At 59.1% G+C, this 24,366-nt stretch carries 26 protein-coding genes; 17 read left to right on the forward strand and 9 right to left on the reverse strand.

Annotation, left to right across the window (positions count from 1 at the left end):
• Window positions 1-4: 4 nt before the first annotated feature.
• Window positions 5-1,705 (reverse strand): biosynthetic-type acetolactate synthase large subunit, encoded by a 1,701-nt coding sequence (gene ilvB / locus KI611_RS15795; protein ID WP_226416603.1) that lies wholly within the window; start codon window positions 1,703-1,705, stop codon window positions 5-7.
• A 119-nt stretch (window positions 1,706-1,824) separates the two neighbouring features.
• Here ilvB and KI611_RS15800 point away from each other — a divergent pair, with 119 nt between their 5' ends.
• The 4 genes from KI611_RS15800 to KI611_RS15815 are packed head-to-tail and all read left to right on the forward strand — an operon-like array spanning window position 1,825 to window position 3,708.
• Window positions 1,825-2,388 (forward strand): RNA polymerase sigma factor, encoded by a 564-nt coding sequence (locus KI611_RS15800; protein ID WP_226419933.1) that lies wholly within the window; start codon window positions 1,825-1,827, stop codon window positions 2,386-2,388.
• The gene (locus KI611_RS15805; protein WP_226416604.1) at window positions 2,385-2,768 is read left to right on the forward strand and encodes a DUF3619 family protein; all 384 of its coding nucleotides are present in this window, start codon (window positions 2,385-2,387) and stop codon (window positions 2,766-2,768) included. The genes KI611_RS15800 and KI611_RS15805 overlap by 4 nt, the downstream gene beginning before the upstream one ends.
• A gap of 8 nt (window positions 2,769-2,776) precedes the next feature.
• Window positions 2,777-3,295: a DUF3106 domain-containing protein gene (locus KI611_RS15810; RefSeq protein WP_226416605.1), complete on the forward strand. Its 519-nt coding sequence runs from the start codon at window positions 2,777-2,779 to the stop codon at window positions 3,293-3,295.
• Complete coding sequence (locus KI611_RS15815; protein ID WP_226416606.1) at window positions 3,292-3,708, forward strand: RDD family protein; 417 nt, start codon at window positions 3,292-3,294, stop codon at window positions 3,706-3,708. The genes KI611_RS15810 and KI611_RS15815 overlap by 4 nt, the downstream gene beginning before the upstream one ends.
• Here KI611_RS15815 and lptG read toward each other — a convergent pair whose 3' ends face one another.
• Both lptG and lptF read right to left on the reverse strand, forming a co-directional pair.
• Window positions 3,709-4,794 (reverse strand): LPS export ABC transporter permease LptG, encoded by a 1,086-nt coding sequence (lptG, locus tag KI611_RS15820; RefSeq protein ID WP_226416607.1) that lies wholly within the window; start codon window positions 4,792-4,794, stop codon window positions 3,709-3,711.
• Complete coding sequence (gene lptF, locus KI611_RS15825; protein WP_226416608.1) at window positions 4,794-5,876, reverse strand: LPS export ABC transporter permease LptF; 1,083 nt, start codon at window positions 5,874-5,876, stop codon at window positions 4,794-4,796. The genes lptG and lptF overlap by 1 nt, the downstream gene beginning before the upstream one ends.
• 71 nt (window positions 5,877-5,947) lie before the next feature.
• Between lptF and KI611_RS15830 the strand changes: the two genes are divergently transcribed.
• From KI611_RS15830 to KI611_RS15850, 5 genes are all read left to right on the forward strand, one after another.
• A complete protein-coding gene (locus KI611_RS15830) occupies window positions 5,948-7,444 on the forward strand; it encodes a leucyl aminopeptidase (protein ID WP_226416609.1) in 1,497 nt (498 codons plus the stop codon).
• Window positions 7,441-7,863 carry a DNA polymerase III subunit chi gene (locus KI611_RS15835; RefSeq protein ID WP_226416610.1) on the forward strand — a complete coding sequence of 141 codons (423 nt, stop codon included), beginning with the start codon at window positions 7,441-7,443 and terminating at the stop codon, window positions 7,861-7,863. The genes KI611_RS15830 and KI611_RS15835 overlap by 4 nt, the downstream gene beginning before the upstream one ends.
• A 9-nt stretch (window positions 7,864-7,872) precedes the next feature.
• A complete protein-coding gene (locus tag KI611_RS15840; RefSeq protein ID WP_226416611.1) occupies window positions 7,873-8,277 on the forward strand; it encodes a hypothetical protein in 405 nt (134 codons plus the stop codon).
• A 65-nt stretch (window positions 8,278-8,342) separates the two neighbouring features.
• The gene (locus KI611_RS15845; protein WP_226416612.1) at window positions 8,343-11,168 is read left to right on the forward strand and encodes a valine--tRNA ligase; all 2,826 of its coding nucleotides are present in this window, start codon (window positions 8,343-8,345) and stop codon (window positions 11,166-11,168) included.
• Between the two features lie 13 nt (window positions 11,169-11,181).
• Window positions 11,182-11,658, forward strand: coding sequence for a hypothetical protein (locus KI611_RS15850; protein WP_226416613.1), 477 nt, complete (start codon window positions 11,182-11,184; stop codon window positions 11,656-11,658).
• A 31-nt stretch (window positions 11,659-11,689) separates the two neighbouring features.
• Here KI611_RS15850 and pabB read toward each other — a convergent pair whose 3' ends face one another.
• The 3 genes from pabB to KI611_RS15865 are packed head-to-tail and all read right to left on the reverse strand — an operon-like array spanning window position 11,690 to window position 15,155.
• A complete protein-coding gene (gene pabB, locus KI611_RS15855) occupies window positions 11,690-13,432 on the reverse strand; it encodes an aminodeoxychorismate synthase component I (protein ID WP_226416614.1) in 1,743 nt (580 codons plus the stop codon).
• An 8-nt stretch (window positions 13,433-13,440) separates the two neighbouring features.
• Entirely contained in the window at window positions 13,441-13,668 is a 228-nt protein-coding gene (locus KI611_RS15860; protein ID WP_226416615.1) for a sulfurtransferase TusA family protein, read from the reverse strand.
• Between the two features lie 38 nt (window positions 13,669-13,706).
• On the reverse strand, window positions 13,707-15,155 hold the full coding sequence (locus tag KI611_RS15865) for a M48 family metalloprotease (RefSeq protein WP_226416616.1): 1,449 nt from the start codon (window positions 15,153-15,155) through the stop codon (window positions 13,707-13,709).
• A gap of 65 nt (window positions 15,156-15,220) precedes the next feature.
• Between KI611_RS15865 and moaC the strand changes: the two genes are divergently transcribed.
• From moaC to soxZ, 3 genes are read left to right on the forward strand one after another with little or no spacing between them, the layout of a single operon-like run.
• On the forward strand, window positions 15,221-15,703 hold the full coding sequence (gene moaC, locus KI611_RS15870) for a cyclic pyranopterin monophosphate synthase MoaC (protein ID WP_226416617.1): 483 nt from the start codon (window positions 15,221-15,223) through the stop codon (window positions 15,701-15,703).
• Window positions 15,704-15,720: 17 nt separating this feature from the next.
• Complete coding sequence (gene soxY / locus KI611_RS15875; protein WP_226416618.1) at window positions 15,721-16,194, forward strand: thiosulfate oxidation carrier protein SoxY; 474 nt, start codon at window positions 15,721-15,723, stop codon at window positions 16,192-16,194.
• 2 nt (window positions 16,195-16,196) lie between these two features.
• The gene (soxZ, locus tag KI611_RS15880) at window positions 16,197-16,508 is read left to right on the forward strand and encodes a thiosulfate oxidation carrier complex protein SoxZ (protein ID WP_226416619.1); all 312 of its coding nucleotides are present in this window, start codon (window positions 16,197-16,199) and stop codon (window positions 16,506-16,508) included.
• Between the two features lie 72 nt (window positions 16,509-16,580).
• Here soxZ and KI611_RS15885 read toward each other — a convergent pair whose 3' ends face one another.
• The gene (locus KI611_RS15885; RefSeq protein WP_066880803.1) at window positions 16,581-16,784 is read right to left on the reverse strand and encodes a cold-shock protein; all 204 of its coding nucleotides are present in this window, start codon (window positions 16,782-16,784) and stop codon (window positions 16,581-16,583) included.
• Between the two features lie 274 nt (window positions 16,785-17,058).
• Here KI611_RS15885 and clpS point away from each other — a divergent pair, with 274 nt between their 5' ends.
• The 5 genes from clpS to KI611_RS15910 all read left to right on the forward strand — a co-directional run bounded on the left by clpS (window position 17,059) and on the right by KI611_RS15910 (window position 22,949).
• Window positions 17,059-17,367, forward strand: coding sequence for an ATP-dependent Clp protease adapter ClpS (clpS, locus tag KI611_RS15890; protein WP_226416620.1), 309 nt, complete (start codon window positions 17,059-17,061; stop codon window positions 17,365-17,367).
• Window positions 17,367-19,628 (forward strand): ATP-dependent Clp protease ATP-binding subunit ClpA, encoded by a 2,262-nt coding sequence (gene clpA / locus KI611_RS15895; protein WP_226416621.1) that lies wholly within the window; start codon window positions 17,367-17,369, stop codon window positions 19,626-19,628. Before clpS ends, clpA begins: the two co-directional genes overlap by 1 nt.
• A 65-nt stretch (window positions 19,629-19,693) precedes the next feature.
• The gene (gene rraA / locus KI611_RS15900) at window positions 19,694-20,185 is read left to right on the forward strand and encodes a ribonuclease E activity regulator RraA (protein ID WP_226416622.1); all 492 of its coding nucleotides are present in this window, start codon (window positions 19,694-19,696) and stop codon (window positions 20,183-20,185) included.
• 380 nt (window positions 20,186-20,565) lie between these two features.
• Window positions 20,566-21,864, forward strand: coding sequence for an isocitrate lyase (aceA, locus tag KI611_RS15905; protein ID WP_226416623.1), 1,299 nt, complete (start codon window positions 20,566-20,568; stop codon window positions 21,862-21,864).
• A gap of 269 nt (window positions 21,865-22,133) precedes the next feature.
• Window positions 22,134-22,949 (forward strand): THxN family PEP-CTERM protein, encoded by an 816-nt coding sequence (locus tag KI611_RS15910; RefSeq protein WP_226416624.1) that lies wholly within the window; start codon window positions 22,134-22,136, stop codon window positions 22,947-22,949.
• Between the two features lie 88 nt (window positions 22,950-23,037).
• Here the strand turns inward: KI611_RS15910 and KI611_RS15915 are convergent, their stop codons facing one another.
• Window positions 23,038-23,391 (reverse strand): YbaN family protein, encoded by a 354-nt coding sequence (locus tag KI611_RS15915; protein ID WP_226416625.1) that lies wholly within the window; start codon window positions 23,389-23,391, stop codon window positions 23,038-23,040.
• Window positions 23,388-24,290 carry a LysR family transcriptional regulator gene (locus tag KI611_RS15920; RefSeq protein WP_226416626.1) on the reverse strand — a complete coding sequence of 301 codons (903 nt, stop codon included), beginning with the start codon at window positions 24,288-24,290 and terminating at the stop codon, window positions 23,388-23,390. Before KI611_RS15920 ends, KI611_RS15915 begins: the two co-directional genes overlap by 4 nt.
• Between the last annotated feature and the right edge of the window lie 76 nt (window positions 24,291-24,366).

Raw genomic sequence — 24,366 nt, forward strand, 5'->3', positions numbered from 1 at the left:
CCGCTTACAATTCTTCAGCGAGGATCATTTCGGTCAGGCCCTTGCCCGCCGCCACCATCGGGAAGACATTGGCACCCGGATCGATGATGAAGTCCATGAACACCAGATCGTTCTTGTGCTCGGTAAAGGCCTTGCGCAGCGCCGGCTCGACATCTTCCGGCTTCTCAATCTTCATGCCGACGTGGCCATAGGCTTCCGCCAGTTTGACGAAGTCGGGCAGCGAGGTGACGTAGGATTGTGAATAGCGTTTCGAGTAGAACATTTCCTGCCACTGACGGACCATGCCCAGCATGCCGTTGTTCAGGTTGATGATCTTGATCGGCAGCCCGTACTGCTTGCAGGTCGACATTTCCTGGATACACATTTGGATCGAGCCTTCGCCAGTGACGCAGGCGACCTGCGCATCGGGGTTGGCCATCAGGACGCCCATGCCGTACGGCAGACCGACACCCATCGTACCCAGACCACCGGAATTGATCCAGCGCCGTGGCTTGTCGAACTTGTAGTATTGCGCGGCAAACATCTGGTGCTGGCCGACGTCGGAAGTGATGAAGGCGTCACCGCCGGTCACTTCGTAAAGTTTTTCGATCACGTACTGCGGCATGATGTGCTCGGATTGCTTGTAGCGCAGGCTGTCGCGACCGCGCCACTCGTCAATCTGCTTCCACCAGCCAGCAACTTCCGGATCGCACTTGAAGCCTGCGTCGAGCAGTTTGAGAATTTCGTCGAGCACATCGGCAACATTGCCGACGATCGGCACATCGACCTTCACCCGCTTGGATATCGACGACGGGTCGATATCGATGTGGATGACGCGACGTTTTTCCTCACCAAAATGCTCGGGATTGCCGATCACTCGGTCATCGAAGCGCGCGCCGACCGCCAGAATCACGTCGGAATAATGCATCGCGTTGTTGGCTTCAAATGTACCGTGCATGCCGAGCATGCCGACAAACTGCCGGTCGGTCGCCGGGTAACTACCCAAGCCCATCAGCGTATTGGTTACCGGAAAATTGAGCTTGCGGGCCAGTTGCGTCAGCTTGTCTGCGGCATCGGAAAGAATCACGCCACCGCCGGCATAAATGATCGGACGCTTGGCCTCGAGCAGAAGCTGGACGGCTTTTTTGATCTGGCCGAGATGCCCCTTGACCACCGGGTTATACGAACGCATCTGAATGGTCTTGGGGTAGTCAAATTCGCACATCTGGGCGGTTATATCCTTGGGGATATCAACCACCACCGGACCGGGACGCCCGGTCGCCGCGATGTGGAAGGCTTTCTTGATGGTGACCGCCAGATCCTTGACGTCCTTGACCAGGAAATTGTGCTTGACGCAGGGCCGGGTGATACCGACCGTGTCGCACTCCTGGAAAGCATCCTGACCAATGGCGCCAGTCGGCACCTGCCCGGTGAGGACCACCATCGGGATCGAATCCATATACGCCGTCGCGATGCCGGTGATGGTATTGGTCACCCCGGGGCCGGAAGTCACCAGGGCGACACCGACTTTTTGCGAGGAACGCGAATAGGCATCTGCCGCATGGACCGCTGCCTGTTCATGGCGAACCAGGATGTGCTTGACCTGATCCTGCTTGAAAAGGGCATCATAGATGTGCAGAACGGACCCACCCGGGTAACCGAATACACAATCGACCTTTTCTTCTTGCAGGCACCTGATTACAATTTCCGCACCGCTGATCATCATTCTTGAGCCCAAAAAGCTGTTGCCTAAAAGGGCGTAACCTTAATCGACCGCCCCCTTGTCGGTCAAGGTTTCCTAGTATGACCACTTAATGCTCAAGGCTTTTACTGGAAGAGGTTACCCTGGCATCATCTCAACAACTTTCCAGTTTTCTCGAACTGGTCGAGCGTCGAGCATTCAAGCAGGCAATGTACGCTGTCCGCGAAGAAGAGGCGGCCCTGGACATCGTCCAGGATGCGATGCTGAAGCTGGCCGAGAAATATGGCGACCGACCCGAGGAAGAGTTTCCCATGCTCTTCCAGCGCATCCTGCAAAACACCATCCGCGATTTTTACCGACGCAGCAAGGTACGCTCGATGTGGACCACGCTACTCTCCGCATTCACGCCGAACGATGACGAGGACTATGACCCGCTCGAAACGCTGGCCGCCGACGAAGACGACGCCGGTCCGCGAACGCCGGAAAGCAAATTGCTCCAGGCCCAGACACTGAACCTGATTGATGCGGAAATTAAAAAACTGCCAACGCGTCAACGTGAAGCCTTCCTGATGCGTTACTGGGAGGACATGGACGTCGCTGAGACCGCAGCGGCGATGGGCTGCTCAGAAGGCAGCGTGAAGACCCATTGCTCGCGCGCCACCCACGCGCTGGCAGCCGCCCTGTCGGCGAAAGGTATAAGGCTATGAACGAAGAACGCTATGCCCAGCACGTTCGGCAAGTGCTGAACCACGGACTGAACGACATTCCCCCGGCTGCCGCGCGGCGCCTCGAGGCGGCACGTCACCTCGCACTGTCCAGGCAGAAACAGGCCGAGCCGCGGCTGGCCCTGGCCGGCTTCGGCGCCTACGCTTTCAAAAGCGGCTCACCGATCCCCTATCTCAAGCAAACGCTTTCGATTGTCGCGCTGTTGCTCGGCATGTGGCTTTCCTTCTATTGGCACAGCGTTCAGTACGTAACCGAACTGGAGCAGGTTGATACAGCCCTGCTCGCCGACGATCTACCACCGGAAGCTTTTCTGGATAATGACTTCTTCGAATGGCTAAAAGACGACTCGTCGGCGGAGTGATCCTCTGCATGGCGCTGGCGGCCTCGGTGGTCGCTGCGCCACCGACCACGGCCATCATTGGCACCCCTCCCCAGCCTGACTGGGTTCAGTTAAGCGCGCCGCAAAAATCCATCCTCGCCCCCCTTGCCAAGGACTGGAGCAAGATGGACAACATCGGCAGAAAAAAATGGCTGGGTATTGCCGAACGCTATCCGGCGATGAAACAGGATGAGCAGCAGCGCATGCAGGAACGGATGCGCGAGTGGGTGGGCCTGACGCCTGAACAGCGAGCGAAGGTGCGCGACACTTACAAGGATTTCAAACAACTTCCTCCTGAACAGAAGAAATTGGTCAAGCAAAAATGGGAGGCGTATTCCAGTCTTCCTGCCGAAGAGAAACAGCGTCTGCGCGACACAGGAAAGTCTGCCCGCTTACTCGCGCCGCCACCCGAAGCAGCCGCGCCGACATCAGACAGCCCCTCCAGGGGGAGCCCTGAGAACAACGCCTTACCCCTACCTTCCGCCAACGAGGCGACCAGGAATCAATGACTCTGAATTTACCCGGAATTGGCCGCCGCCTGGCCAGCATGCTGTATGAAGGACTGGTCGTTTTCGCCGTACTGCTCGTCGGCTTCCTCTTCCCGCAAATCGTACTTGCCGGTTTCGGCATGGGCATGAGCGCCAAACTGCTGTGGCTGCACGTTGTCGTGCTGCTGATGGGGTATTTTGTCTGGTTCTGGCTGAATGGCGGACAAACACTACCGATGAAAACCTGGAAATTGCGCATTGCCAATCCCGATGGCAGCCCGCCCCGCCCGCTGCAAGCGCTGTTGCGCTATCTGGCGGCCTGGCCGAGCGTCATGCTACTTGGCGTCGGCATTCTGTGGGCCTTGATCGACCCGGACAAGCAGTTTCTGCATGACCGGATCGCAGGCACGCGAATCGTTAGCGCCAACGACTGATCAACGTCGCTCAACCCACCACAGCATGCCAATGGCGGCCAGCAGGAATATTGCCGAAGGCAAGGTTGCGCTCGCGAAAGGCGGCCATGAGTTGATTGTACCGAGGTTGGAGAAAAGCCCGTTCAAGGCATAGAAAAGTATGCCCAGCATCACACCGGCGAAAATCTTCAGACTGACCCCACCCACTCGGTTGTGGGAGTAACCAAACGGCAAGGCAAGCGCCACCATGACCAAGGCGGCAAGTGGATAGACCAGCTTTTTCCAGATGGCGATCTCATAGCGTTCGGTCTTTTGCCGATTTTCCGACAAATGCTGGTTGTAGTTGAGCAGCCCGTAAAGCGACATTTTGTCCGGCGACACCATCAGGAGCGCCAGTAAATCCGGGGTAACCGCCGAATGCCAATCAGCCGCTTCGCTTCGCTCAACTCGCGACGAATCGCCGACCAGTATCGTTCTGACGACATCTTTCAGGACCCACCGTCCAGGAGGCTGGAAACTGGCCTCGGCGGCATCGGTTACCGACTCGAGCGCATTCTTCCCGTCAAACCGGTAAATTCTGATTTTTTCCAGGCTGGCATCAGGCATTGCCTTCTGGATATTGATGAAATCCCGCCCGTCCTTGAGCCACAACCCCGTCTCAAAACCGCTTTGGGCAATCACCTTGCTCATCGCCTTGGCTTGAATCTCCTGCGCCAGACGCTCGGAAAACGGCACCAAACCTTCGCCGACTACAAAAGTCAGCACAACCAGGGCTCCAGCCACCCGGAACAAGGTCATTAGCAGATCGCGCGTCGTTAACCCCGACGCCCGCAGGACGGTAATTTCCGAATGGCGCGCCAGCGTAGAAAGCGCATAGAGCGTCCCGATCAACGCCGCAATCGGCACCAACTCGTAAACCAGCCCGGGTAACTTGAGCGTTACGTAGAGCAACGCATGGCTCAACTGGTAACCACTCTTGCCAATACTGCGCAATTCATTGATCAGATCGAAAAAACTGAACAACGCGATAAATGCAGCCAGCACAAGAAAAATGGCGGCAAATATTTCGCGCATCAGGTAGCGCTGGTACAGCTTCAGGCGAAACATCAGGCCTTCCTCCGACGCCACGGCATCCGCAAGGCAATTCTTTGATAGAACATCAGGAATAGAGGCAACAGCATCAAGGCATGCACCGCCCAGACACCGACCCAGAATGACAATTTGCCTTGGGCAACCCAGGCTTGGCTGACCGACAGAAGATTGCTGTAAATGGCGTAGATCAGAATCGCAATAAGCATATTGATCGAGCGCCCAGCCCGCGGATTGACGTAGGAAAGAGGGATGGCCAGCAAGGCCAGAATCAACGCCGATACCGGCATGCCTATGCGCCAGAGCAATTCACCACGGGCCTGATTGCTACGGTCGCTGACCAGTTCGGTAATCGGCATGCGATTCGGTGAATTTTCGGCCGGTCTGGCCTCGCCATCCTCGGTACGAACGCGATAGCGCTCGAACTCCATCACTTTGAAGGCCGGCGTTCCGGGTTCGACTTCGTACCGGCGTCCGTGCTCAAGCACGACAAAACGGTCGCCATTCTCAGCGACTTCCTGATGACCTGAATCCGACATCACCACGCCCAGCTTGCCATCCTGGAGCGAAGCAACGAAAACATTACCAACCTTGCTGGCATCTTCGGCCAGCGCTTCGACGAAAAAGACACGCTGCCCCTTCTTTGCTTCACGGAAGGCGCCGGGTGAAACCTGCGACAGTTCGCTGCGGGCCGCCAGCTTCTGCTTGTAATCGGCCGTACTGTAATTCGCCCAGGGCGACAAAAACCCGGAAAGCACTGCGATGGCCAGCACGACGGGCAAGGAGAATTTCAATACCGGCCGCATCCAGGCGGTCAATGGCTGGCCGCAGGAAAACCAGACGACCATCTCGGAATCCCGGTAAGCCCGCGACAAACTGAGCAAAATGGAGACAAAAAGCGTCAATGAGAGCAAAACGGGCATGAAGTTCAAGGCGGCAAAGCCGAGCAACGAGGCCACGGCTTCAGGCGCAATGGTTCCGCCGGCTGCATCTTTGAGCAGTCGGATCAACTGGGTGGAGGTCAGGATGGCCAGCAAGGCGACACTAATGCCAGCCGCTGCCTGAGCGAATTCACGCCGGGCGGCGCGCTCAAATATCATGCTTTGACGAAACCGAAAAAATACGAGGATAATCCTGCAGATACCGAAATATCCTTGATCAGGAGCAGCCTGTGGAATTTAGCATAAAAAGCGGTAGCCCGGAAAAGCAGCGAAGCGCCTGTGTCGTCGTCGGCGTTTTCGAATCGCGGAAACTCACTCTGCCGGCCGAACTGCTTGACAAGGCCGCCAACGGCTACATTTCGGACATCGTTCGCCGTGGCGACATGGAAGGCAAGGCCGGCAGCACGCTGCTGCTTCATAACGTTCCCGGCACCCTGTGCGATCGCGTCCTGATGGTCGGTCTGGGCAAGGAAAAGGATTTCCGCGAAAAGGAATTCATCGGCGCCATCCGCACTACGGTCAAGACCCTCAACGAAACCGGCGCCTTCGACGCCTCGATTTTCCTGACCGAACTGGCCGTCAAAAAACGCAGCATCGGCTGGCGGGTACGCCAGACTGCCATGATTGCGCTGGAAGCCACCTACAAGTTCGACCAGTTCAAGAGCAAAAAGGATGAGGTTCGGCGCCCATTGCGCAAACTGACCCTTGGCGTCGAACGGCGCAATGAACTGGCGCAATCCGAAGAAGCCCTGAGTCAGGGAATCGCCATTGCCGAAGGCATGGCCTTGGCCAAGGATCTCGGCAACCTGCCGCCCAACATCTGCCATCCGTCCTATCTTGCCGAACGGGCGCAGGCGATGGCTGAAGAGTTCGGTCTGGGCTGCGAAATTCTCGAACGCGACGACATGGAAAAGCTCGGCATGCACTCCCTGCTCTCCGTCGCGCGCGGCGCCCACCAGCCGCCCAAGCTGATCGTCCTCAACTACAAGGGCAGCAAGGCCAGCGAGAAACCCCTTGTCCTGGTCGGCAAGGGCGTCACCTTCGACACCGGCGGCATCTCGCTGAAGCCCGGTGCCGATATGGATGAAATGAAGTACGACATGTGCGGCGCCGCCAGCGTCCTTGGCACCATGCAGGCCGTTGCCCGCATGCAGTTGCCGATCAACCTGACGGTGATTGTGCCCGCCACCGAAAACATGCCAGGCGGCAACGCCACGCGCCCGGGTGACATCGTCGCCTCGATGTCCGGGCAGACCATCGAAATCCTCAATACCGATGCCGAAGGCCGCCTGATCCTTTGCGACGCCCTGACTTATGCCGAACGTTTCGAGCCGGATACGGTAATTGACGTCGCCACCCTGACCGGCGCCTGCGTTGTCGCCCTAGGCGGCATCGCCAGTGGCCTGTTCGCCAACAAGGATGGGCTTGCCCGCGAATTGCTCGAGGCTGGTGACGAAGCGCATGACCGCGCCTGGCACATGCCGCTGTGGGACGACTATCAGGAATTGCTGAAGAGTCCGTTCGCCGACATGGCCAATATCGGCGGACGCTGGGGCGGCGCGGTCACTGCCGCCTGCTTCCTCTCACGCTTCACCAAGAAGTTCGACTGGGCGCACCTCGACATCGCCGGCACCGCCTGGAAATCGGGGGCCGAGAAAGGCGCCACCGGCCGCCCGGTACCGCTGCTCACCCACTACATCCTGCAACTCGCTGGCAAGCTCAATTGACCCAGGTCTTCTTCTATCACGGGGCGTCCGACAAGATCGCCGCGGCCTGCGCCCTGCTTGGCGGGGCTTACGCCAAACGCAAACCGATGCTGGTCTTTGCCCCGGATAAAGCCATTGCCAACAGTGTCGACCGGATGCTCTGGACGCAGCCGGCACTCGGCTTCGTGCCACATTGCCAGGCCGATTCACCGGTCGCCGCCGAAACGCCGATCGTCATCACCGATTCGCTCGACAGCATCCCGCAGGATGAGCGCCTGATGAATCTTAGCCAGGTCGTGCCGCCCGGCTTCTCCCGTTTCCAGAGCCTGATCGAGGTGGTCGGCCAGGAAGAGGACGAGCGCAGCGCCGCTCGCGACCGCGTCAAGTTCTACAAGGATCGCGGTTACGAGGTCCGCTACTTCGATCTCAGCGCCCGCTAAGGAAACTACGTGTCAACCAGCCCCATCCTTGCCCGAGCCGATGCCCTGATGCACCGCGCGCGGCAGAGCAATGGCGAAATCGACGACCTGCCGGTACTGACCGACGCAGTTGTTATCCCCACCTCGGACGCCGATGATGACGTCCCTGTCCTGCTCGACGTCGAACACTTCGCCCCCCTCGCCGAGCCCGAGCCGGTCATCGACCAAGACGATGCGCCAGCGGCGCCCGATGACATTGCGGAAACGGCAGCCCTGCCCGCCTTCGATGCCGGGCTGCGCGACATCATCGCCCACGAACTGGCCCGCCGCATCGAACAGCGGCTCGCCGCCGAACTTCCCCGGATCATCGAAGCCACCGTTCGCGACTACCTCGCCGAACAGGAAAAGATCGCGACGCTACAGCTGCGCGACTGAGATCGCGGCGGGGCCGGGCCTGGGCTCCGGTATAATTTTGGGTTTTCCCCTATTCCGACACGCCCATGGAACTCGCCAAAGCCTTTGAACCAGCCGATATCGAACGCCGCTGGTATCCCGAGTGGGAAGCCCAGAATTATTTCGCCGCCGGCGTAGACGCCAGCAAGACCGACAACTTCTGCATCCTGCTGCCACCGCCCAACGTTACCGGTACGCTGCACATGGGGCACGGCTTCAACCAGACCATCATGGATGCGCTGACCCGTTACTACCGGATGCGCGGCCACAATACGTTATGGCAACCGGGCACCGACCACGCCGGTATCGCGACGCAGATCGTCGTCGAGCGCCAGCTCGATGCGCAGGGCATCTCGCGCCACGACCTCGGCCGCGAGAAGTTCCTGGAAAAGGTCTGGGAATGGAAGGAATACTCCGGCAACACCATCACCAAGCAGATGCGCCGCATGGGCACCAGCCCGGACTGGAAGCGCGAACGCTTCACGATGGATGCCGGCCTCAACAAGGTCGTCACCGAAACTTTCGTCCGCCTGTTCAACGAAGGCCTGATCTACCGCGGCAAGCGCCTGGTGAACTGGGATCCGAAGCTGAACACTGCCGTCTCCGACCTCGAAGTGGTGCAGGAAGAAGAAGACGGCTTCATGTGGCACATCCGCTACCCGCTGGCCGATGGCTCGGATAGTCTGGTCGTCGCCACGACGCGTCCGGAAACCATGCTCGGCGACACCGCCGTGATGGTGCATCCGGAGGACGAGCGCTACAAGCACATGATCGGCAAGATGGTGAAACTGCCGCTGACCGAGCGCGAAATCCCGGTCATCGCCGACAGCTATGTCGATCTCGAATTCGGCACCGGCTGCGTCAAGGTTACGCCGGCGCATGACTTCAACGACTATGCCGTCGGCCAGCGCCACAACCTGCCGCTGATCTCGATCCTGACGCTGGATGCCAAGATCAACGACCAGGCCCCGGAAAAATATCGCGGTCTCGACCGTTTCGAGGCCCGCAAGGTCATTCTCGCCGACCTCGAAGCGCTCGGCATTCTGGAGAAAACCGACAAGCACAAGCTGAAAGTGCCGCGCGGCGACCGGACCAATGTCGTCATCGAGCCGATGCTCACCGACCAATGGTTCGTTGCGATGTCCAAGCCGGGCGACGACGGCAAGTCGATCACCGAGAAGGCGCTCGACGTCGTGCATTCCGGCGAGATCAAGTTCTATCCGGAAAACTGGGTCAATACCTACAACCAGTGGCTGAATAACATCCAGGATTGGTGCATCTCGCGCCAACTGTGGTGGGGCCACCAGATTCCGGCCTGGTACGGTGACAACGGCCAGATCTTCGTTGCCCACAGCGAAGATGAAGCCAAAGCCGAGGCTGCCAAGCAAGGCTACACCGGCGCCCTGAAGCGCGACGAAGACGTCCTCGATACCTGGTTCTCCTCCGCCCTGTGGCCGTTCTCGACCCTGGACTGGACCGGCGACGCCACCATCGACGCGGCCAACCCGCTGCTCAAGCAATACCTGCCGTCCTCGGTGCTGGTCACCGGCTTCGACATCATTTTCTTCTGGGTCGCCCGCATGGTCATGATGACCAAGCAGATCACCGGCCAGATCCCGTTCAAGCACGTCTATGTGCATGGCCTGATCCGCGATGGCGAAGGCCAGAAGATGTCGAAATCGAAGGGCAATGTCCTCGACCCGATCGACCTGATCGATGGCATCGACCTCGAAAAACTGATCGAAAAGCGCACCACCGGCCTGATGAACCCGCGACAGGCGGAAAGCATCGCCAAGAAAACCAAGAAGGAATTTCCGGAAGGCATCGCCTCCTTCGGCACCGACGCGCTGCGCTTCACCTTCGCTTCGCTGGCCAGCCCCGGCCGCGACATCAAGTTCGACCTCGGCCGCTGCGACGGCTACCGCAATTTTTGCAACAAGCTGTGGAACGCCACGCGCTTCGTGCTGATGAATGTCGAAGGCCACGACCTGGCTCTTGAGCATCAGCAGAACAGCCCGGCCTGCGGCGGCTCGGCGCCCCTGGAATTTTCCTTCGCCGACCGCTGGATCGTCAGCCAGCTACAGCGCGTCGAGATGGAAGTCGAGCGGCACTTTACCGACTACCGTTTCGACCTGATCGCCCAGTCCATCTACAAGTTCGTCTGGGACGAGTTCTGCGACTGGTACCTGGAAATCGCCAAGGTCGAGATCCAGACCGGCAACGACGCGCAGCAGCGCGGCGCCCGCCGGACCCTGATCCGCACGCTGGAAGCCGTACTGCGTCTGGCCCATCCGCTGATTCCGTTCATCACCGAGGAGCTGTGGCAGACCGTCGCGCCGATCGCCGGCCGCAAGACGCACGACTCGATCATGCTCGCCGCCTACCCGCGCGCCGAAGAATACAAGATCGACGCCGCCAGCGAAGCCAAGGTCGAGCGCCTGAAGGCCCTGGCTTACGCCTGCCGCAACCTGCGCGGCGAGATGAACGTCTCGCCCGCCCTGCGCATGCCGCTGCTGGTGGCCGGCGGCGGCGACGACATGGCCGAGTTCGCGCCCATCCTGCAAGCTCTGGGTAAGCTGTCCGAGGTACAACTGGTGGACGACATGCCGGCCGATGCGATGGCACCGGTTGCGGTGGTCGGCGAAACCCGGCTCATGCTCAAGGTCGAAATCGACCCCGCCGCTGAAAAAGTTCGTCTCGCCAAGGAAATCGAAAAGCTGGAAAAGCAGATCTCGATCGCCCAGGGCAAGCTGAACAACGAGGGCTTCGTCGCTCGCGCGCCGGCTGCCGTGATCGATCAGGAAAAGCAACGGGTCGCCGACTTCACGGCGACGCTCGAAAAACTCAAACCTCAACTGGCCAAACTCGGCTAAACGAAGGAATTCAATGTCCGACACAAAACGCGGATTTTTCGCTCAGGCCTTCTTTGCCATGATGCTTTTTTGTGGCCTGGTGTGGATCTGGACGGTTGCCTTCATCATTTTCTGGCCCTGGGAAAAAACCGACGAATGGAAGCCGTATTTCCGCGTCGTGGCGGTCTGCGAGAAAGGCGAAATCTGCGGCATTCCGTATAGCCTCCTCGACGAAGGCAAGAGCAAGGGGATGTACACCTCGATCAACATCCCGGGTGACGCCGGCGAGGTGATGGAGGAAAAGGGCTGGCTGCAATGGAAGAAGGTGGGGAGCCTGATCGAAGCCAAAGCGTCCTCATGGCACTTTCAGACCACCATCCGCTACAAGGTGGAAGATGAGAAACCGGTTCTCGTTGAATACCAGGATGTCGGCGCCAAGGCGCTCTACTACGGCATAGCGGGCGGCTTGCTGTCGCTGATCGGGCTTTACCTGCGCAAACTGCGCCGCTGAACACGCCGCTCGCCGGCCTGAAAACCTATTTTCAGGCCGTGTCGGGCGCCAGCAGCTCGACCCGCACCAGGCCACGCAGCGCGTTGCCGAGCCAAAAACCGGACAGTAGATCCTCCGGTCGCAAAATCGCCTCGATCGCTTGACCGCCGGCCAGCAATTCGCCGCGCAGGACACCCGGCAAACAACCGCTGGCTAGCGGCGGTGTCAGCAGCAGTCCGTTCCGTTCGACGAAAACATTGCTCCGCGCCCCTTCCGCCACCTCGCCCCGTTCGTTGAGAAATACCACATCGAAGATCGATGAATTGGCCGGCAGACCAGCCAGCGCGGCATCGTAGAGACGGCGTTCGGTGCTCTTGTGGTGACGCAACGGATCGCCGGAGTCGATACGTTCTTCAGCCAGCCGGGCGTAACGCCGGTCTTCCTCCGTGTCAGGCAACGGAAAAGCCTGCAGTTCGATATCGCCGGCCTTGCTCAGGGTCAGCCGCACCCGCCATAGACCAGTCGCGGGTTGGCTGGCCAGCGCCTCGCCGACCGCCGCCTCGTCAAGAACAAAGCCCAGCCATTTGGCCGATCGCCGCAAGCGCGCCAGATGCCCGGCCAGCCGGGGATAGTCGCCGTTCTCGCGGCGCAGTGTCTCGATCAGTCGCAGGCCGGGGTCGCAATCAGTCAAAAAACGCGCCTTGAGCAGACACTCCTGCCACTCGGCCGCCGGCCGGGAATCGGCGACGATGCCGCTGCCCACCCCGAGCTTGCCCTTGCCGCCAGCCGCCAGTTCCAGCGTGCGAATCGCCACGTTCAGCCGGAGATCACCGTTCGGGGCCAGCCAGCCGAGGGCTCCGGTGTATAGCTGACGAGGACAGGTTTCCAGTTGCGCGGCGATCTGCATGGCGCGAATCTTGGGCGCCCCGGTAATCGAACCACAGGGGAAAAGTGCCTGCAGCACTTCACGGAAGGAACGCCCGCCGACGCGTGCCGATATTTCGGAAACCATCTGCCAGACGCTCGGATAATCCTCGATATCGAACAGTCGCTCGACCGCCACGCTCCCGTTGTCAGCGATCCTGCCGAGATCATTGCGCAGCAAATCGACAATCATCAGATTCTCGGCCCGGTCTTTCTCGGAAGCGAGCAGATCTTCCTTCGGCGAACTGCGCGGCGCAGTCCCTTTCATCGGCCGGGTCAGCAAGCGATCGCCCCGCCGTTCGACAAACAACTCCGGCGACAGCGAAACCAGCCCCTGCCGCGCATCGCCGACGAAGCCGCCATAGCGCACCGGCTGACGCTGGCGCAAGCGGGCATACAAATCGAGCGGCGTGCCGAACCATTCAAAGGTCAGTGGAAAGGTGAAATTGACCTGATAGCAATCGCCTTCGAATATCAGGTGCTTAATGTGCTCGACCGCCACCAGGTATTCATCTTCCGGAATTCCCGGCTGCAATCCGCCGATGCCGGCGGCGGCAGCACCGCCCTGCTCGGCCAACCAGGCCTCGGCCTCGAATGCACTCAATTCGAGGCACCGGGTAAAACGCCAGAACCGCGCCAGCGGGCGGCTTTCGTCGGCTTGCCAGCCAGTTGGTGCGGCCTTGGGTTCGAGCAGGTAGCCGAGTTCATAATCGAGAGCGGCAACCACCCAGCCCGGCTCGTCAGCGAGCACCGTCAGCGCCTTGGCCAGCGTTGCCGCATCCCACACCGTCAGGCAGTCGATCGGCGCCTCAAAACGCCAAGCGGCAGGTTCGCCTGGCGGCGCCTGCCGATCTTCGAAAAATGCGTACAACGAGTGGGTTATTTGCGCTTCAGGTAAAACTCGAAGATGCGGTTCTCTTCTTTTTGCTCGAGCAATTCATTGCCGGTCTGTTTGGCAAAAGCCGGAAAATCCTTCAGCGAACCGGCATCGGTCGCCAGCACACGCAACACCTGACCAGACTCCATCTCGGCCAGCGCCTTTTTGGTACGCAGGATGGGGAGCGGGCAATTCAGTCCCTTGACGTCGAGATCGCGATCAAATTCCATGGTCGTTTGGCTTCGTGGGTGGGGGGCAAATTTTACCTCTAATTACGTTTTTCCTTCATTTCCTCGAACCGCCGCTGTTTCAGTTCGCGCAGGCGTGCATCGATGGTCGACAACTCGTAAAAATTGGCATCACCCGCTTTTTGCGCCAACTCCAGTTGTTCGACAGCACCCGCCGTCTGCCCCTGCAAGGCAAAGACTTCGGCCAGCGCCCGATGCTGCTGCGCCTTGCGGCCGAGTCCGGCATAGCTCTCGGCCCGCATCTTGTGCCAGCGAACGTCTTCCGGATAGCTCTGCAGTTGTGTCTCGACGAAAGCCAGCGCGTCGTCAAAGTGCCGGGCACCGATCAGCGCACCGCCATAGCCGTAGAGCAAGCCGTGGTTGAGTGGAAAGCGGACCATCGCATCACGGTAAACTCGCAATCCGCCACCGACATCACCCTGGGCGATGTGGATATCGGCCAGCAACCGCTCGAGCATCGCCGCCGAGACCTTCATCCGCCGTGCCGCCAGGACATCGCGCTCGGCCCCGGCCCAATCGCGTCCGCGATAACGGGCGTAGGCCAGACCATAGCGGGTCGCTGCCTCGGCGATATATTTCTTGTCTTGCAGCAGCATTTCGAAATCGCGGACTGCCTCGCCGGGCGTTCCCTGCATCGCCCGCAATTTTGCACGCACCAACTGGAAATCGACGCTGTCCTGCACCTGATGATAGGGCAGCGACTGCTCGCGATTCTGCATGTCGGTCAGCCGCTCGCCGGTCAGCGGATGCGACCTCAAGTAAGCCGTGGCGTTGTTCTCGTAGAGGCGAACCGCCTGTTGCAGACGAGTAAAGAAAACCGACATGCCGCGCACATCGAAGCCGGCCCGCCGCATGATATCGAAGCCCAGGCGATCCGCTTCACGCTCGAAATCCCGCGAAAAGGCAAGCTGGGCGGATATTGCACCCGCCTGCGTCGTCGCCATGGCGGCTCCCGCCACCTGGCCGTTTGAGCGCGCCGCCAGCAAGGCCAGCCCCATAGCCAGCATGGCGGCCATGCCCAACTGCTTCGACTGGAAAACCTGGCGGGCAATATGGCGCTGCGTGACATGCGAAATTTCGTGAGCCATCACCCCAGCCAGCTCGGACTCCGTCTGTGCCGACAGGATGAGCCCGGTATGCACGCCGATGAACCCACCGGGCATTGCGAAAGCATTGATACTCGCGTCGTTGATCGGAAAGAAAAAGAACCCCATGCCCGGATCGTTGCTGACCGAAGCCAGTCGCCCTCCCAGCTGGTTGAGATAGGCCTCGACATCCGAATCATCGAGATAGCTCGGTTCTCGCCAGCGAATTTCATGCATGATCTGGGTACCTATTTTCTTCTCGGCACTCAGCGACAACTCGTTGCTGGCGACATCGCCCAACTCCGGCAGATCGTCGGCGCGCAGAGGGGTAAAGACCATCGAACAGGCCAGGATTCCGGCGATCAATCGTTGAGCAAGTGGCATGGTGCTATGATACCGCAGCCCTCAGGGCGGCCTCCCGGGGTAGACGTAACCCAGTATAAATTCAAGTGACAAACCAGAACCTTACCCATTTTGACAGCACCGGCCAGGCGCACATGGTGGACGTCGGCAGCAAGGCCGAAACGGCACGGATCGCCCGCGCGGCAGGCAGCATATTCATGAAACCGGAAACCTTGGCGCTGATTCGCTCCGGCTCGGCCAAAAAAGGCGACGTTCTCGGCATTGCCCGTATCGCGGCCATTCAGGCATCGAAACGAACCGGCGACCTGATCCCGCTTTGCCACCCGATTGCGCTGACTCATGTGGCGGCGGATTTCACCATCGATGAAGCGCAGAGCGCCGTTCATTGCCAGGTCACCGCCGAATGTTTCGGGAAAACCGGTGTCGAAATGGAAGCCCTGACTGCAGTCTCGGTCGGGTTGCTGACCATCTACGACATGACCAAAGCCGTCGACCGCGGCATGCGCATCGAAAACATCCGCCTGCTTGAAAAATCCGGCGGCAAATCCGGCCACTGGCTTGCCGAATAGACCCCACAGGAAAGACCATGTTTGAATCGAGAAGAAGCCTGCTCAAGGGTGGCGCCTCCGCCGCCCTGCTCGCGCCGCTGCTCGGCACCGGCCTGCTCAAGCCTACCGCCGTACTGGCTGCCGAGTGGAATCGCAGCGCCTTTACGGCAAGTACCATCAACGACGCCTTGAAGGCCTACGGCAGCGGCAACGCCGCCGAATCGCGGGACATCGTAATCAATGCGCCGGAAATCGCCGAGAACGGCGCCAAAGTCGAAGTCGAGATTACCAGCAACATAGCGAACACCCGCAGCCTGGGACTCTTCGCCGACAAGAACCCGATGCCGCTGTGCGCCAATCTCAATTTCTCAGCCCCGGCGCTGCCGTATGCCCGGGTACAAATCAAACTGGCCGAGACAACACGCATCCGGGCCGTCGTCAAAGCCGCCGATGGCAAGACCTACGTTGCCTTCCGTGAAATCAAGGTAACCCTCGGCGGATGTGGAGGTTAATCGTGGCAGAACAGATCAAGATTCGCGCACAAATTCAGGGCGAAATTACCGACCTGCGCATCCTTTTGCAGCATCCGATGGAAACCGGACAACGCAAGGATGACAAGGGCCAGACCTTGCCCGTCCATTTCATCCAGACATTCTCGGTCAGCCACAACGGCAAACCGATGATCGACGGGCAGCTCAATACCTCGATCTCGAAAAATCCGCTGTTCACCTTCAAAGCCCGCGGCATCAAGGTCGGCGACAAATTGACGATCAACTGGCAGGACAACCTCGGCGACAAGCGGCAAGACGAAATCACCATCGCCTGACCGGAAAACGCCCCCAAAACAAAAAAGCCCGTCTGAAACCAGACGGGCTTTTAATTTGGAACTATCCGTCGCTTAGGTGCTCTGGATGTTGGAAGCCTGCTTGCCCTTGGGGCCTTGCACGACATCGAAGGAAACCTTTTGGCCTTCCTTCAGGGTCTTGAAGCCATTCATGTTGATGGCGGAGAAATGTGCGAAGAGATCTTCGCTGCCATCATCAGGAGTGATAAAACCAAAGCCCTTGGAATCATTGAACCACTTGACAGTACCGATTGCCATGTTTGCAACTTTCATACAAAAAACGAACAAATTTCCGGGTCTCCCCGACTCCCTGTTTGAGCTCAGTGACCCGGTGCGTTGCAGCAGCCTTGATGCACCTAAAAGCCAAACACGATTGCTTTCTACGCGATCTGGATTTTATCGTCAACAAGATTCAATGCGGCAGCGCAGCAAAAAAACAGGCAAGCGAATTGCTTATATCCCTCTGGAAACCAAGGAATTCGTCCCCATGTTTATAGTTGCAGATTGAGTCGGACTGTATAGAATCGAAAGCATGGCTACGAAGATTCAGGATGGCGAACAGCTTGAAGCACAACGCAGCAAGTTGGAACCGCCAAAGATGTACAAGGTGATGTTGCTCAATGACGATTACACCCCGATGGATTTCGTCATTGCTGTATTGCAACGTTTTTTTTCTCTCGATACTGAACAAGCGACGCGAATCATGCTCAAAGTTCACAATGAAGGCCGTGGCGTGTGCGGGGTTTTTCCGCGCGACATCGCGGCAACGAAGGTGGAACAAGTGAGTGCATTTGCCCGCCAGCATCACCACCCGCTTGCTTGCGTAATGGAGGAAAACTGATGATTGCCCAGGAACTCGAAGTCAGCCTGCACATGGCGTTTGTCGAGGCGCGTCAAAAACGCCACGAGTTCATTACCGTCGAACACCTCCTGCTTTCGCTGATCGACAATCCGTCCGCCGCCGACGCCCTGCGTGCATGCGGCGCGAAGCCCGATACGCTGCGCAAGGATCTGACCAACTTCATCAACGAACACACGCCCACCGTGTCCGGCGAAGACGACATCGATACCCAGCCAACGCTCGGTTTCCAGCGGGTGATCCAGCGGGCCATCCTGCACGTTCAGTCTTCCGGCAAGAAGGAAGTGAATGGCGCCAACGTTCTCGTCGCGATCTACGGCGAAAAGGACTCGCATGCGGTGTATTTCCTGCAGAAGCAGGGCGTCACCCGCCTCGATGTCGTGAACTACATTGCCCACGGCATCAGCAAGGTGCCGCAGCAAAAAGCTCCGGTCGAAGGCGACCAGGTGGAAACCGAAGGCGAGAAGGAACAGGCCGGCCCGCTTGAGCAATACACGATCAATCTCAACGCCCTCGCCTTGCAGGGCAAGATCGACCCGTTGATCGGCCGCGACAAGGAACTCGAACGGGTCATCCAGACCCTGTGCCGGCGGCGCAAGAACAACCCCTTGCTGGTCGGCGAAGCCGGCGTGGGCAAGACGGCCATCGCCGAAGGCCTTGCCCGGCGCATTGTCGAAAGCGAAGTGCCGGATATTCTGGCCAAGGCCAACGTGTATTCGCTGGATATGGGATCGCTGCTCGCCGGCACCAAGTACCGGGGCGATTTCGAACAGCGCTTGAAGGGTGTGCTCAAGCAATTGGGCGACAACCCGAACGCCATCCTGTTCATCGATGAAATCCACACATTGATCGGTGCCGGCTCGGCTTCCGGCGGCACGCTGGATGCATCCAACCTGCTCAAGCCGGCGCTTTCTTCCGGTCAGTTGAAATGTATTGGCGCAACGACCTACACCGAGTACCGGGGAATTTTCGAGAAGGACAGTGCGCTGTCCCGCCGCTTCCAGAAAATCGATGTCAATGAGCCATCCGTGGCCGAAACCGTCGAAATCCTCAAGGGCCTGAAGTCCCGTTTCGAGGCACATCATGGCGTCAAGTATTCGGCGACAGCGATTTCCTCGGCGGTGGAACTTTCCGCCCGCTACATTACCGACCGCCATCTACCCGACAAGGCCATCGACGTCATCGACGAAGCAGGTGCGGCACAGCGGATTCTGCCCAAGTCGAAGCAGAAGAAGGTCATCAACAAGACCGACATCGAGGAAATCGTCGCCAAGATCGCCCGTATTCCCTCACAGCACGTGACACTGGATGACCGTGGCGCCTTGAAGAACCTGGACCGCGACCTGAAAGCGGTCGTCTTCGGCCAGGACAAGGCCATCGATGCGCTGACCCAAGCCATCAAGATGGCGCGTTCCGGCCTCGGCAACCCGGGCAAGCCGATCGGCTCCTTCCTGTTCAGCGGCCCGACCGGCGTTGGCAAGACGGAGGTCGCCAAGCAGCTCGCCTATTGCCTCGGCGTCGAATTGCTGCGTTTCGACATGAGCGAGTACATGGAGCGCCATGCCGTATCGCGGCTGATCGGCGCCCCGCCGGGCTATGTCGGATTCGAGCAAGGCGGATTGCTGACCGAAGCGGTCACCAAGAAGCCGTATTGCGTGCTGCTGCTCGACGAAATCGAGAAGGCCCATCCGGACATTTTCAACATCCTGTTGCAGGTCATGGATCACGGCACACTGACCGACAACAATGGACGCAAGTCTGATTTCCGCAACGTGGTGATCATCATGACGACCAACGCCGGCGCTGCTGATCTGCAGAAGTCGAGCATGGGGTTCACCAATGCCAAGCAGACCGGCGACGAGATGGCCGAGATCAAGCGGATGTTTACGCCGGAGTTCCGCAACCGTCTGGACGCAACCATTTCCTTCGCGCCGCTCGACCACGACGTGATCCTGCGGGTCGTCGACAAATTCCTGATTCAGCTCGAGGAACAGTTACACGAGAAGAAAGTGGAAGCCCACTTCACCGATGCCGTCAAGGCGCTACTCGCCAAGAAGGGCTTCGACCCGCTGATGGGTGCCCGCCCGATGGCCCGGTTGATTCAGGACACCATCCGCTCGGCGCTGGCCGACGAATTGCTGTTCGGCAAACTGGCCAGCGGTGGCCGTGTCACGGTCGACCTCGACAAGGATGGCAAAATCAAACTCGGTTTCGAGGAAGAAAAGTCCGAAGCGGTCGTCTGACGATTGCCAGGCACCCCGAAAGCCGTGCAAGATTGCACGGCTTTTTTATTTCCGGAGACAAAACAATGAGTTTCAAGACCCCCGACCTGTGTGACGAATTCGAAAGCGAACTCGGCCGGAGCCTGCGCGTCGTCGCTCCGATGTTCCAGCGCTATGGCGGCCGCAGCTCGTTCAGCGGCGAGATCGTTACGCTGAAGATTTTCGAAGACAACTCGCTGGTCCGTACCGCCTTTGCCGAAAACGGCAAGGGCAAGGTGCTGGTGATCGACGGCGGCGGCTCGCTGCGTTGCGCCTTGGTTGGCGACCAGTTGGCCATTCTGGCTCAGAAAAATGGCTGGGAAGGCGTTGTGGTTTACGGCTGTATCCGCGATTCCGCCGATATCAACGGCATCGATATCGGGGTTCGCGCCCTGAATACGCACCCGCAAAAGAGCATCAAGAAAGATGTCGGCGATCGCGACATCGCCGTTACCTTTGGCGGCGTCACCTTCAATCCGGGCGACTGGCTCTATGCCGATGAAGACGGTGTGCTGGTTTCCGGCAAGGCACTGATCTAAACGAAAACCGGGAACTCCCGGTTTTTTTCTACCTGCCAAAAAGCCGTGCTTGCTCAGCCACGGCGCACAAGCCTCCAGCACCAACCAGATCGGCCAGCCCAATTCCGGCCGCTGAGCAAAAGAATTGGGGGTTATGGACCACGCCATCCCCAGAGCCATTCGAAAAAATGGTGCACTGCATTTCACGGAAACGATCGCCGTTTCATATTGTGAAAAACAGAATGCAACACCATGTTTTAATTGAAAAACATATTGTCTTATGTCTTATATAAGACAATTGCTGCCATGCAGAATAATCTCTATACTGGTCCTACCGACACAACGCTACTGCAATTGGCGCTAGTGCCGAAACCAATAACCAAATCTCTTGAGGAATACACATGAGCACTCGCGAACAGCAAATCGCCGCCCTCGAAAAAGACTGGGCTGAAAACCCCCGCTGGAAAGGCATCAAGCGCGGTTACTCCGCTGCTGACGTCGTCCGTCTGCGCGGCTCCGTCCCGGTTGAATATACCTTGGCCCGTCGCGGTGCCGAGAAATTGTGGGATCTGGTCAACAACGAACCCTACGTCAACTGTCTGGGCGCCCTGACCGGCGGCCAAGCCATGCAACAGGTCAAGGCCGGCATCAAGGCCATCTACCTGTCCGGCTGGCAAGTTGCCGCCGACAACAACGAATACGCCGCCATGTACCCGGACCAGTCCCTGTACCCGGTTGATTCCGTGCCGAAGGTTGTCGAGCGCATCAACAACGCCTTCACCCGGGCCGACGAAATCCAGTGGTCCAAGGGTGCCAACCCGGGCGACAAGGGTTACATCGACCACTTCGCGCCTATCGTGGCCGATGCTGAAGCCGGTTTCGGCGGCGTGCTGAACGCCTTCGAACTGATGAAGGCGATGATCCGCTCCGGCGCCGCCGGCGTCCATTGGGAAGACCAGCTGGCTTCCGTCAAGAAGTGCGGCCACATGGGCGGCAAGGTGCTGGTTCCGACTGCCGAAGCCATCCAGAAACTGATCGCCGCCCGTATGGCTGCCGACGTCTGCGGCGTGCCGACGCTGGTGATCGCCCGTACCGATGCCGAAGCAGCCGATCTGCTGACCTCCGACTACGACGAGAACGACAAGCCGTTCCTGACCGGCGAGCGCACTGCCGAAGGCTTCTACAAGACCAAGAAAGGTCTGGAACAAGCCATCTCCCGCGCCGTCGCCTACGCCGAGTACGCCGATCTGGTGTGGTGTGAAACCGGTACGCCGGATCTGGAATATGCCAAGCGTTTTGCTGACGCCGTGCATGCCAAGTTCCCGGGCAAGATGCTGGCTTACAACTGCTCGCCGTCCTTCAACTGGAAGAAGAACCTGGACGATGCCACCATCGCCAAGTTCCAGAAAGAGTTGGGCGCCATGGGCTACAAGTACCAGTTCATCACCCTGGCTGGCATCCACTCCATGTGGTACAACATGTTCGATCTGGCCCAGGACTACGTCGCCCGCGGCATGTCGGCCTACGTCGAGAAGGTTCAGGAGCCGGAATTTGCAGCCCGCGATCGTGGCTACACCTTCGTTTCCCACCAGCAGGAAGTCGGCACCGGTTACTTCGACGAAGTCACCACCGTCATCCAGGGTGGCAAATCCAGCGTCACCGCGCTGACCGGCTCGACCGAAGAAGAACAGTTCCACTAAAAAGCTAATCGCTTTAGCTGCTGCCTTATCCGGCGGCACACTGGCCGGCCCCCAAAAAGGGCCGGCCTTTTTCATTGCGGCTCGACAAAGACAAGGCTTGGCGGCGGCGGCAAAGAAAAGCCAACTTTGTTCCATCGTTGTCGGATTCCTTTACATCGATGCCGGATGCCGCGGTTCCGGCCAGCAAGGAATCAATTAGAAACATCGCCTTAGCCCGAGCTGGCATGCGTGATGCTGCGTGTCAAGTGTCTTTCACGGAGGATTCAATCATGAAACTACTTGCGAAGTTTTGCAGTATCGGAATCTCACTCCTGTTAGCGTCGTCATCCGCCAGCGCCATCGTGACAAACTGGGACTACACGATAACAAGCCTTTTCACCGCAGCAAGCTATAACGGCCCCGGCGGAACAAATCCGGGGGCAGGTGTCGGTGCGCTGTCCTGGGGAACATCCACCGGCTCGGGTAGAAGCTCGCTGGTGATCGGTGATAGCCCGGCCACCGGGAATGTCAATACCTATCTTGGTACTGGTGTGCCGAACGCGCCGCCTTACCTTGGCTTGAGCACCTCGCTCACCCACAACAACAACCCGATTACCGGGACTTCACTGCTGTCCGCCGTACTGACCAATACGGTAACGCTTAACCCGGCGTCACCGGACAATCCTGCACTGCCAATTCAGCTGTTCCCCTTCAACATCGCCTTTGTTGAAACGACCAACAGCACGCCCTGCGCCGCAAACAGTCCGGCCAACAATCCGTGCAACGACATTTTCGTCCTGACCGGCGGCTTGCTGAACTCATCGTTCAACTACGATGCACTCGACGGCGATGGGCTGCGGACCTACTTCGTGAATATTTTCCCGGTCACCGGTGGCGTACTCGGAACCCTGCAGAACTCGGCTTGTATTGCTGCAGGTCAGGCACCTGGTTGCATTGGCTTCACTACTGAAGAAGGCGAATCCACCAGGTTGGCATTCGGTTTCACGATCTCGAGCAACCCGCTTCAAGTTCCTGAACCCGGGATTCTGGCCCTGATCGGCATCGCGCTGACTGGTTTGGGTGCGACGCGGCGCCGGAAACTCTGAGCGCCTGGGCAGTTGTTCAAAGACCCGCGAATCGTCGCGGGTCTTTTTGCTTACAACCGTGCCGGATTGCCCCCCCGATGCCGACCCGTCACACCGAAGGCCGTGACCACATCCAGCCGAGCACCCCGACCGCCACGCCAGCCGGCAAATAGCGCCACGGTTCGGGCAAGCCATACCAACCACCGAACGCACTGATCGCCAACAGCAATGTCGCCAGCCGTTTTGCCGTTGCCGGAATGGCCCGATGGTCGCGCCAGGCGCGAATCGCCGGCCCGGCTTGCGGGTGGGCCAGCAGTCTGGCTTCCCATTCCGGATGCGAGCGCGAAAAGAAATAGGCCGCGAGAATCAGAAAAGGCGTCGTCGGCAGTAGCGGCAGCACCGCCCCGACCACACCGAGCAGCACCGCAGCAAAGCCGAGCAGCCGATAGACCGGCTTTTTCACCGCAGTTCCCAGTAACTTGGTCGGCTGTAGGTTTCCTTCAACAGATCGATGAACAGCCGCACCCGCAACGGCAAGTGCCGGCGCTGGGGAAATACCGCGTAGATACCCATGGGGGGCGCCTGCCAGGCATCGAGTACCGATGTCAGGCGGCCCTCTTTCAGATCCTGCCCGACTTCCCACAGCGAGCGCCAGGCCAGCCCGCGCCCGGCCAGCGCCCATTCATGCAGGACCGCCCCGTCGTTGCACTCGAAGGTACCGCTGACTTTAAGCGTATCCACCGCTCCCCCTTGCGGATTGCGGAAGACCCAGCCGCGCTGCTGGCCGAGCGACAGGCAATTGTGGCCGGCCAGATCGGCCGGTTCGCGCGGCACGCCATGCGCCACCAGATAGGCCGGGCTGGCCACCACCATCCGGCGCATCTCGCCGAGGCGCACGCTGACCAAGCTGGAGTCGGTCAATTCGCCGATCCGGATGGCGCAATCGATGTTCTCGTTGAGCAGATCGACCAGGCGGTCACTCAAATCGAGGTTGACCGTTACCTCCGGGTTGGCCTGCATGAAATCGCCAACCAGCGGCGCCACATGCCGGCGGCCGAAGCCGGACGGCGCCGACACCCGCAACTGGCCGCTCGCTCGCACCCCGCCGAGCGAGACCGCCGCTTCGGCATTGGCCAGATCGTTGAGGACTTTCTGGCAATCTTCAAGAAAAGCCTGTCCCTCGAAAGTCAGCGTCAGCTTGCGCGTCGTGCGCAGCAGCAGCTTGACGCCGAGACGAGTCTCCAGCGCATCGAGGCGCCGGCCGATGATCGCCGGCGTGACGCCTTCGCTACGCGCCGCGGCCGACAGGCTGCCGCGCGTAGCGACATTTACAAAAGCAGAAATTTGTTTGAAGGTATCCATGGATTCGATACTTTTAGTAAAAGAATTATCGCCTTTTCCGCCGCTTATCTTATCTTCAAAGTAACAATAAACTTCC

The organism is Dechloromonas denitrificans, assembly GCF_020510685.1.
In the GTDB taxonomy this organism is placed as follows: domain Bacteria; phylum Pseudomonadota; class Gammaproteobacteria; order Burkholderiales; family Rhodocyclaceae; genus Azonexus; species Azonexus denitrificans_A.

Coding starts and splice junctions, on each gene's coding strand:
- ilvB (WP_226416603.1), bottom strand. CDS start 1,705: ATGATGATCAGCGGTGCGGAAATTGTAATCAGGTGCCTGCAAGAAGAA.
- KI611_RS15805 (WP_226416604.1), top strand. CDS start 2,385: ATGAACGAAGAACGCTATGCCCAGCACGTTCGGCAAGTGCTGAACCAC.
- KI611_RS15810 (WP_226416605.1), top strand. CDS start 2,777: ATGGCGCTGGCGGCCTCGGTGGTCGCTGCGCCACCGACCACGGCCATC.
- KI611_RS15815 (WP_226416606.1), top strand. CDS start 3,292: ATGACTCTGAATTTACCCGGAATTGGCCGCCGCCTGGCCAGCATGCTG.
- lptG (WP_226416607.1), bottom strand. CDS start 4,794: ATGTTTCGCCTGAAGCTGTACCAGCGCTACCTGATGCGCGAAATATTT.
- lptF (WP_226416608.1), bottom strand. CDS start 5,876: ATGATATTTGAGCGCGCCGCCCGGCGTGAATTCGCTCAGGCAGCGGCT.
- KI611_RS15845 (WP_226416612.1), top strand. CDS start 8,343: ATGGAACTCGCCAAAGCCTTTGAACCAGCCGATATCGAACGCCGCTGG.
- KI611_RS15850 (WP_226416613.1), top strand. CDS start 11,182: ATGTCCGACACAAAACGCGGATTTTTCGCTCAGGCCTTCTTTGCCATG.
- KI611_RS15860 (WP_226416615.1), bottom strand. CDS start 13,668: ATGGAATTTGATCGCGATCTCGACGTCAAGGGACTGAATTGCCCGCTC.
- KI611_RS15865 (WP_226416616.1), bottom strand. CDS start 15,155: ATGCCACTTGCTCAACGATTGATCGCCGGAATCCTGGCCTGTTCGATG.
- soxY (WP_226416618.1), top strand. CDS start 15,721: ATGTTTGAATCGAGAAGAAGCCTGCTCAAGGGTGGCGCCTCCGCCGCC.
- KI611_RS15885 (WP_066880803.1), bottom strand. CDS start 16,784: ATGGCAATCGGTACTGTCAAGTGGTTCAATGATTCCAAGGGCTTTGGT.
- clpS (WP_226416620.1), top strand. CDS start 17,059: ATGGCTACGAAGATTCAGGATGGCGAACAGCTTGAAGCACAACGCAGC.
- clpA (WP_226416621.1), top strand. CDS start 17,367: ATGATTGCCCAGGAACTCGAAGTCAGCCTGCACATGGCGTTTGTCGAG.
- rraA (WP_226416622.1), top strand. CDS start 19,694: ATGAGTTTCAAGACCCCCGACCTGTGTGACGAATTCGAAAGCGAACTC.
- aceA (WP_226416623.1), top strand. CDS start 20,566: ATGAGCACTCGCGAACAGCAAATCGCCGCCCTCGAAAAAGACTGGGCT.
- KI611_RS15910 (WP_226416624.1), top strand. CDS start 22,134: ATGAAACTACTTGCGAAGTTTTGCAGTATCGGAATCTCACTCCTGTTA.
- KI611_RS15920 (WP_226416626.1), bottom strand. CDS start 24,290: ATGGATACCTTCAAACAAATTTCTGCTTTTGTAAATGTCGCTACGCGC.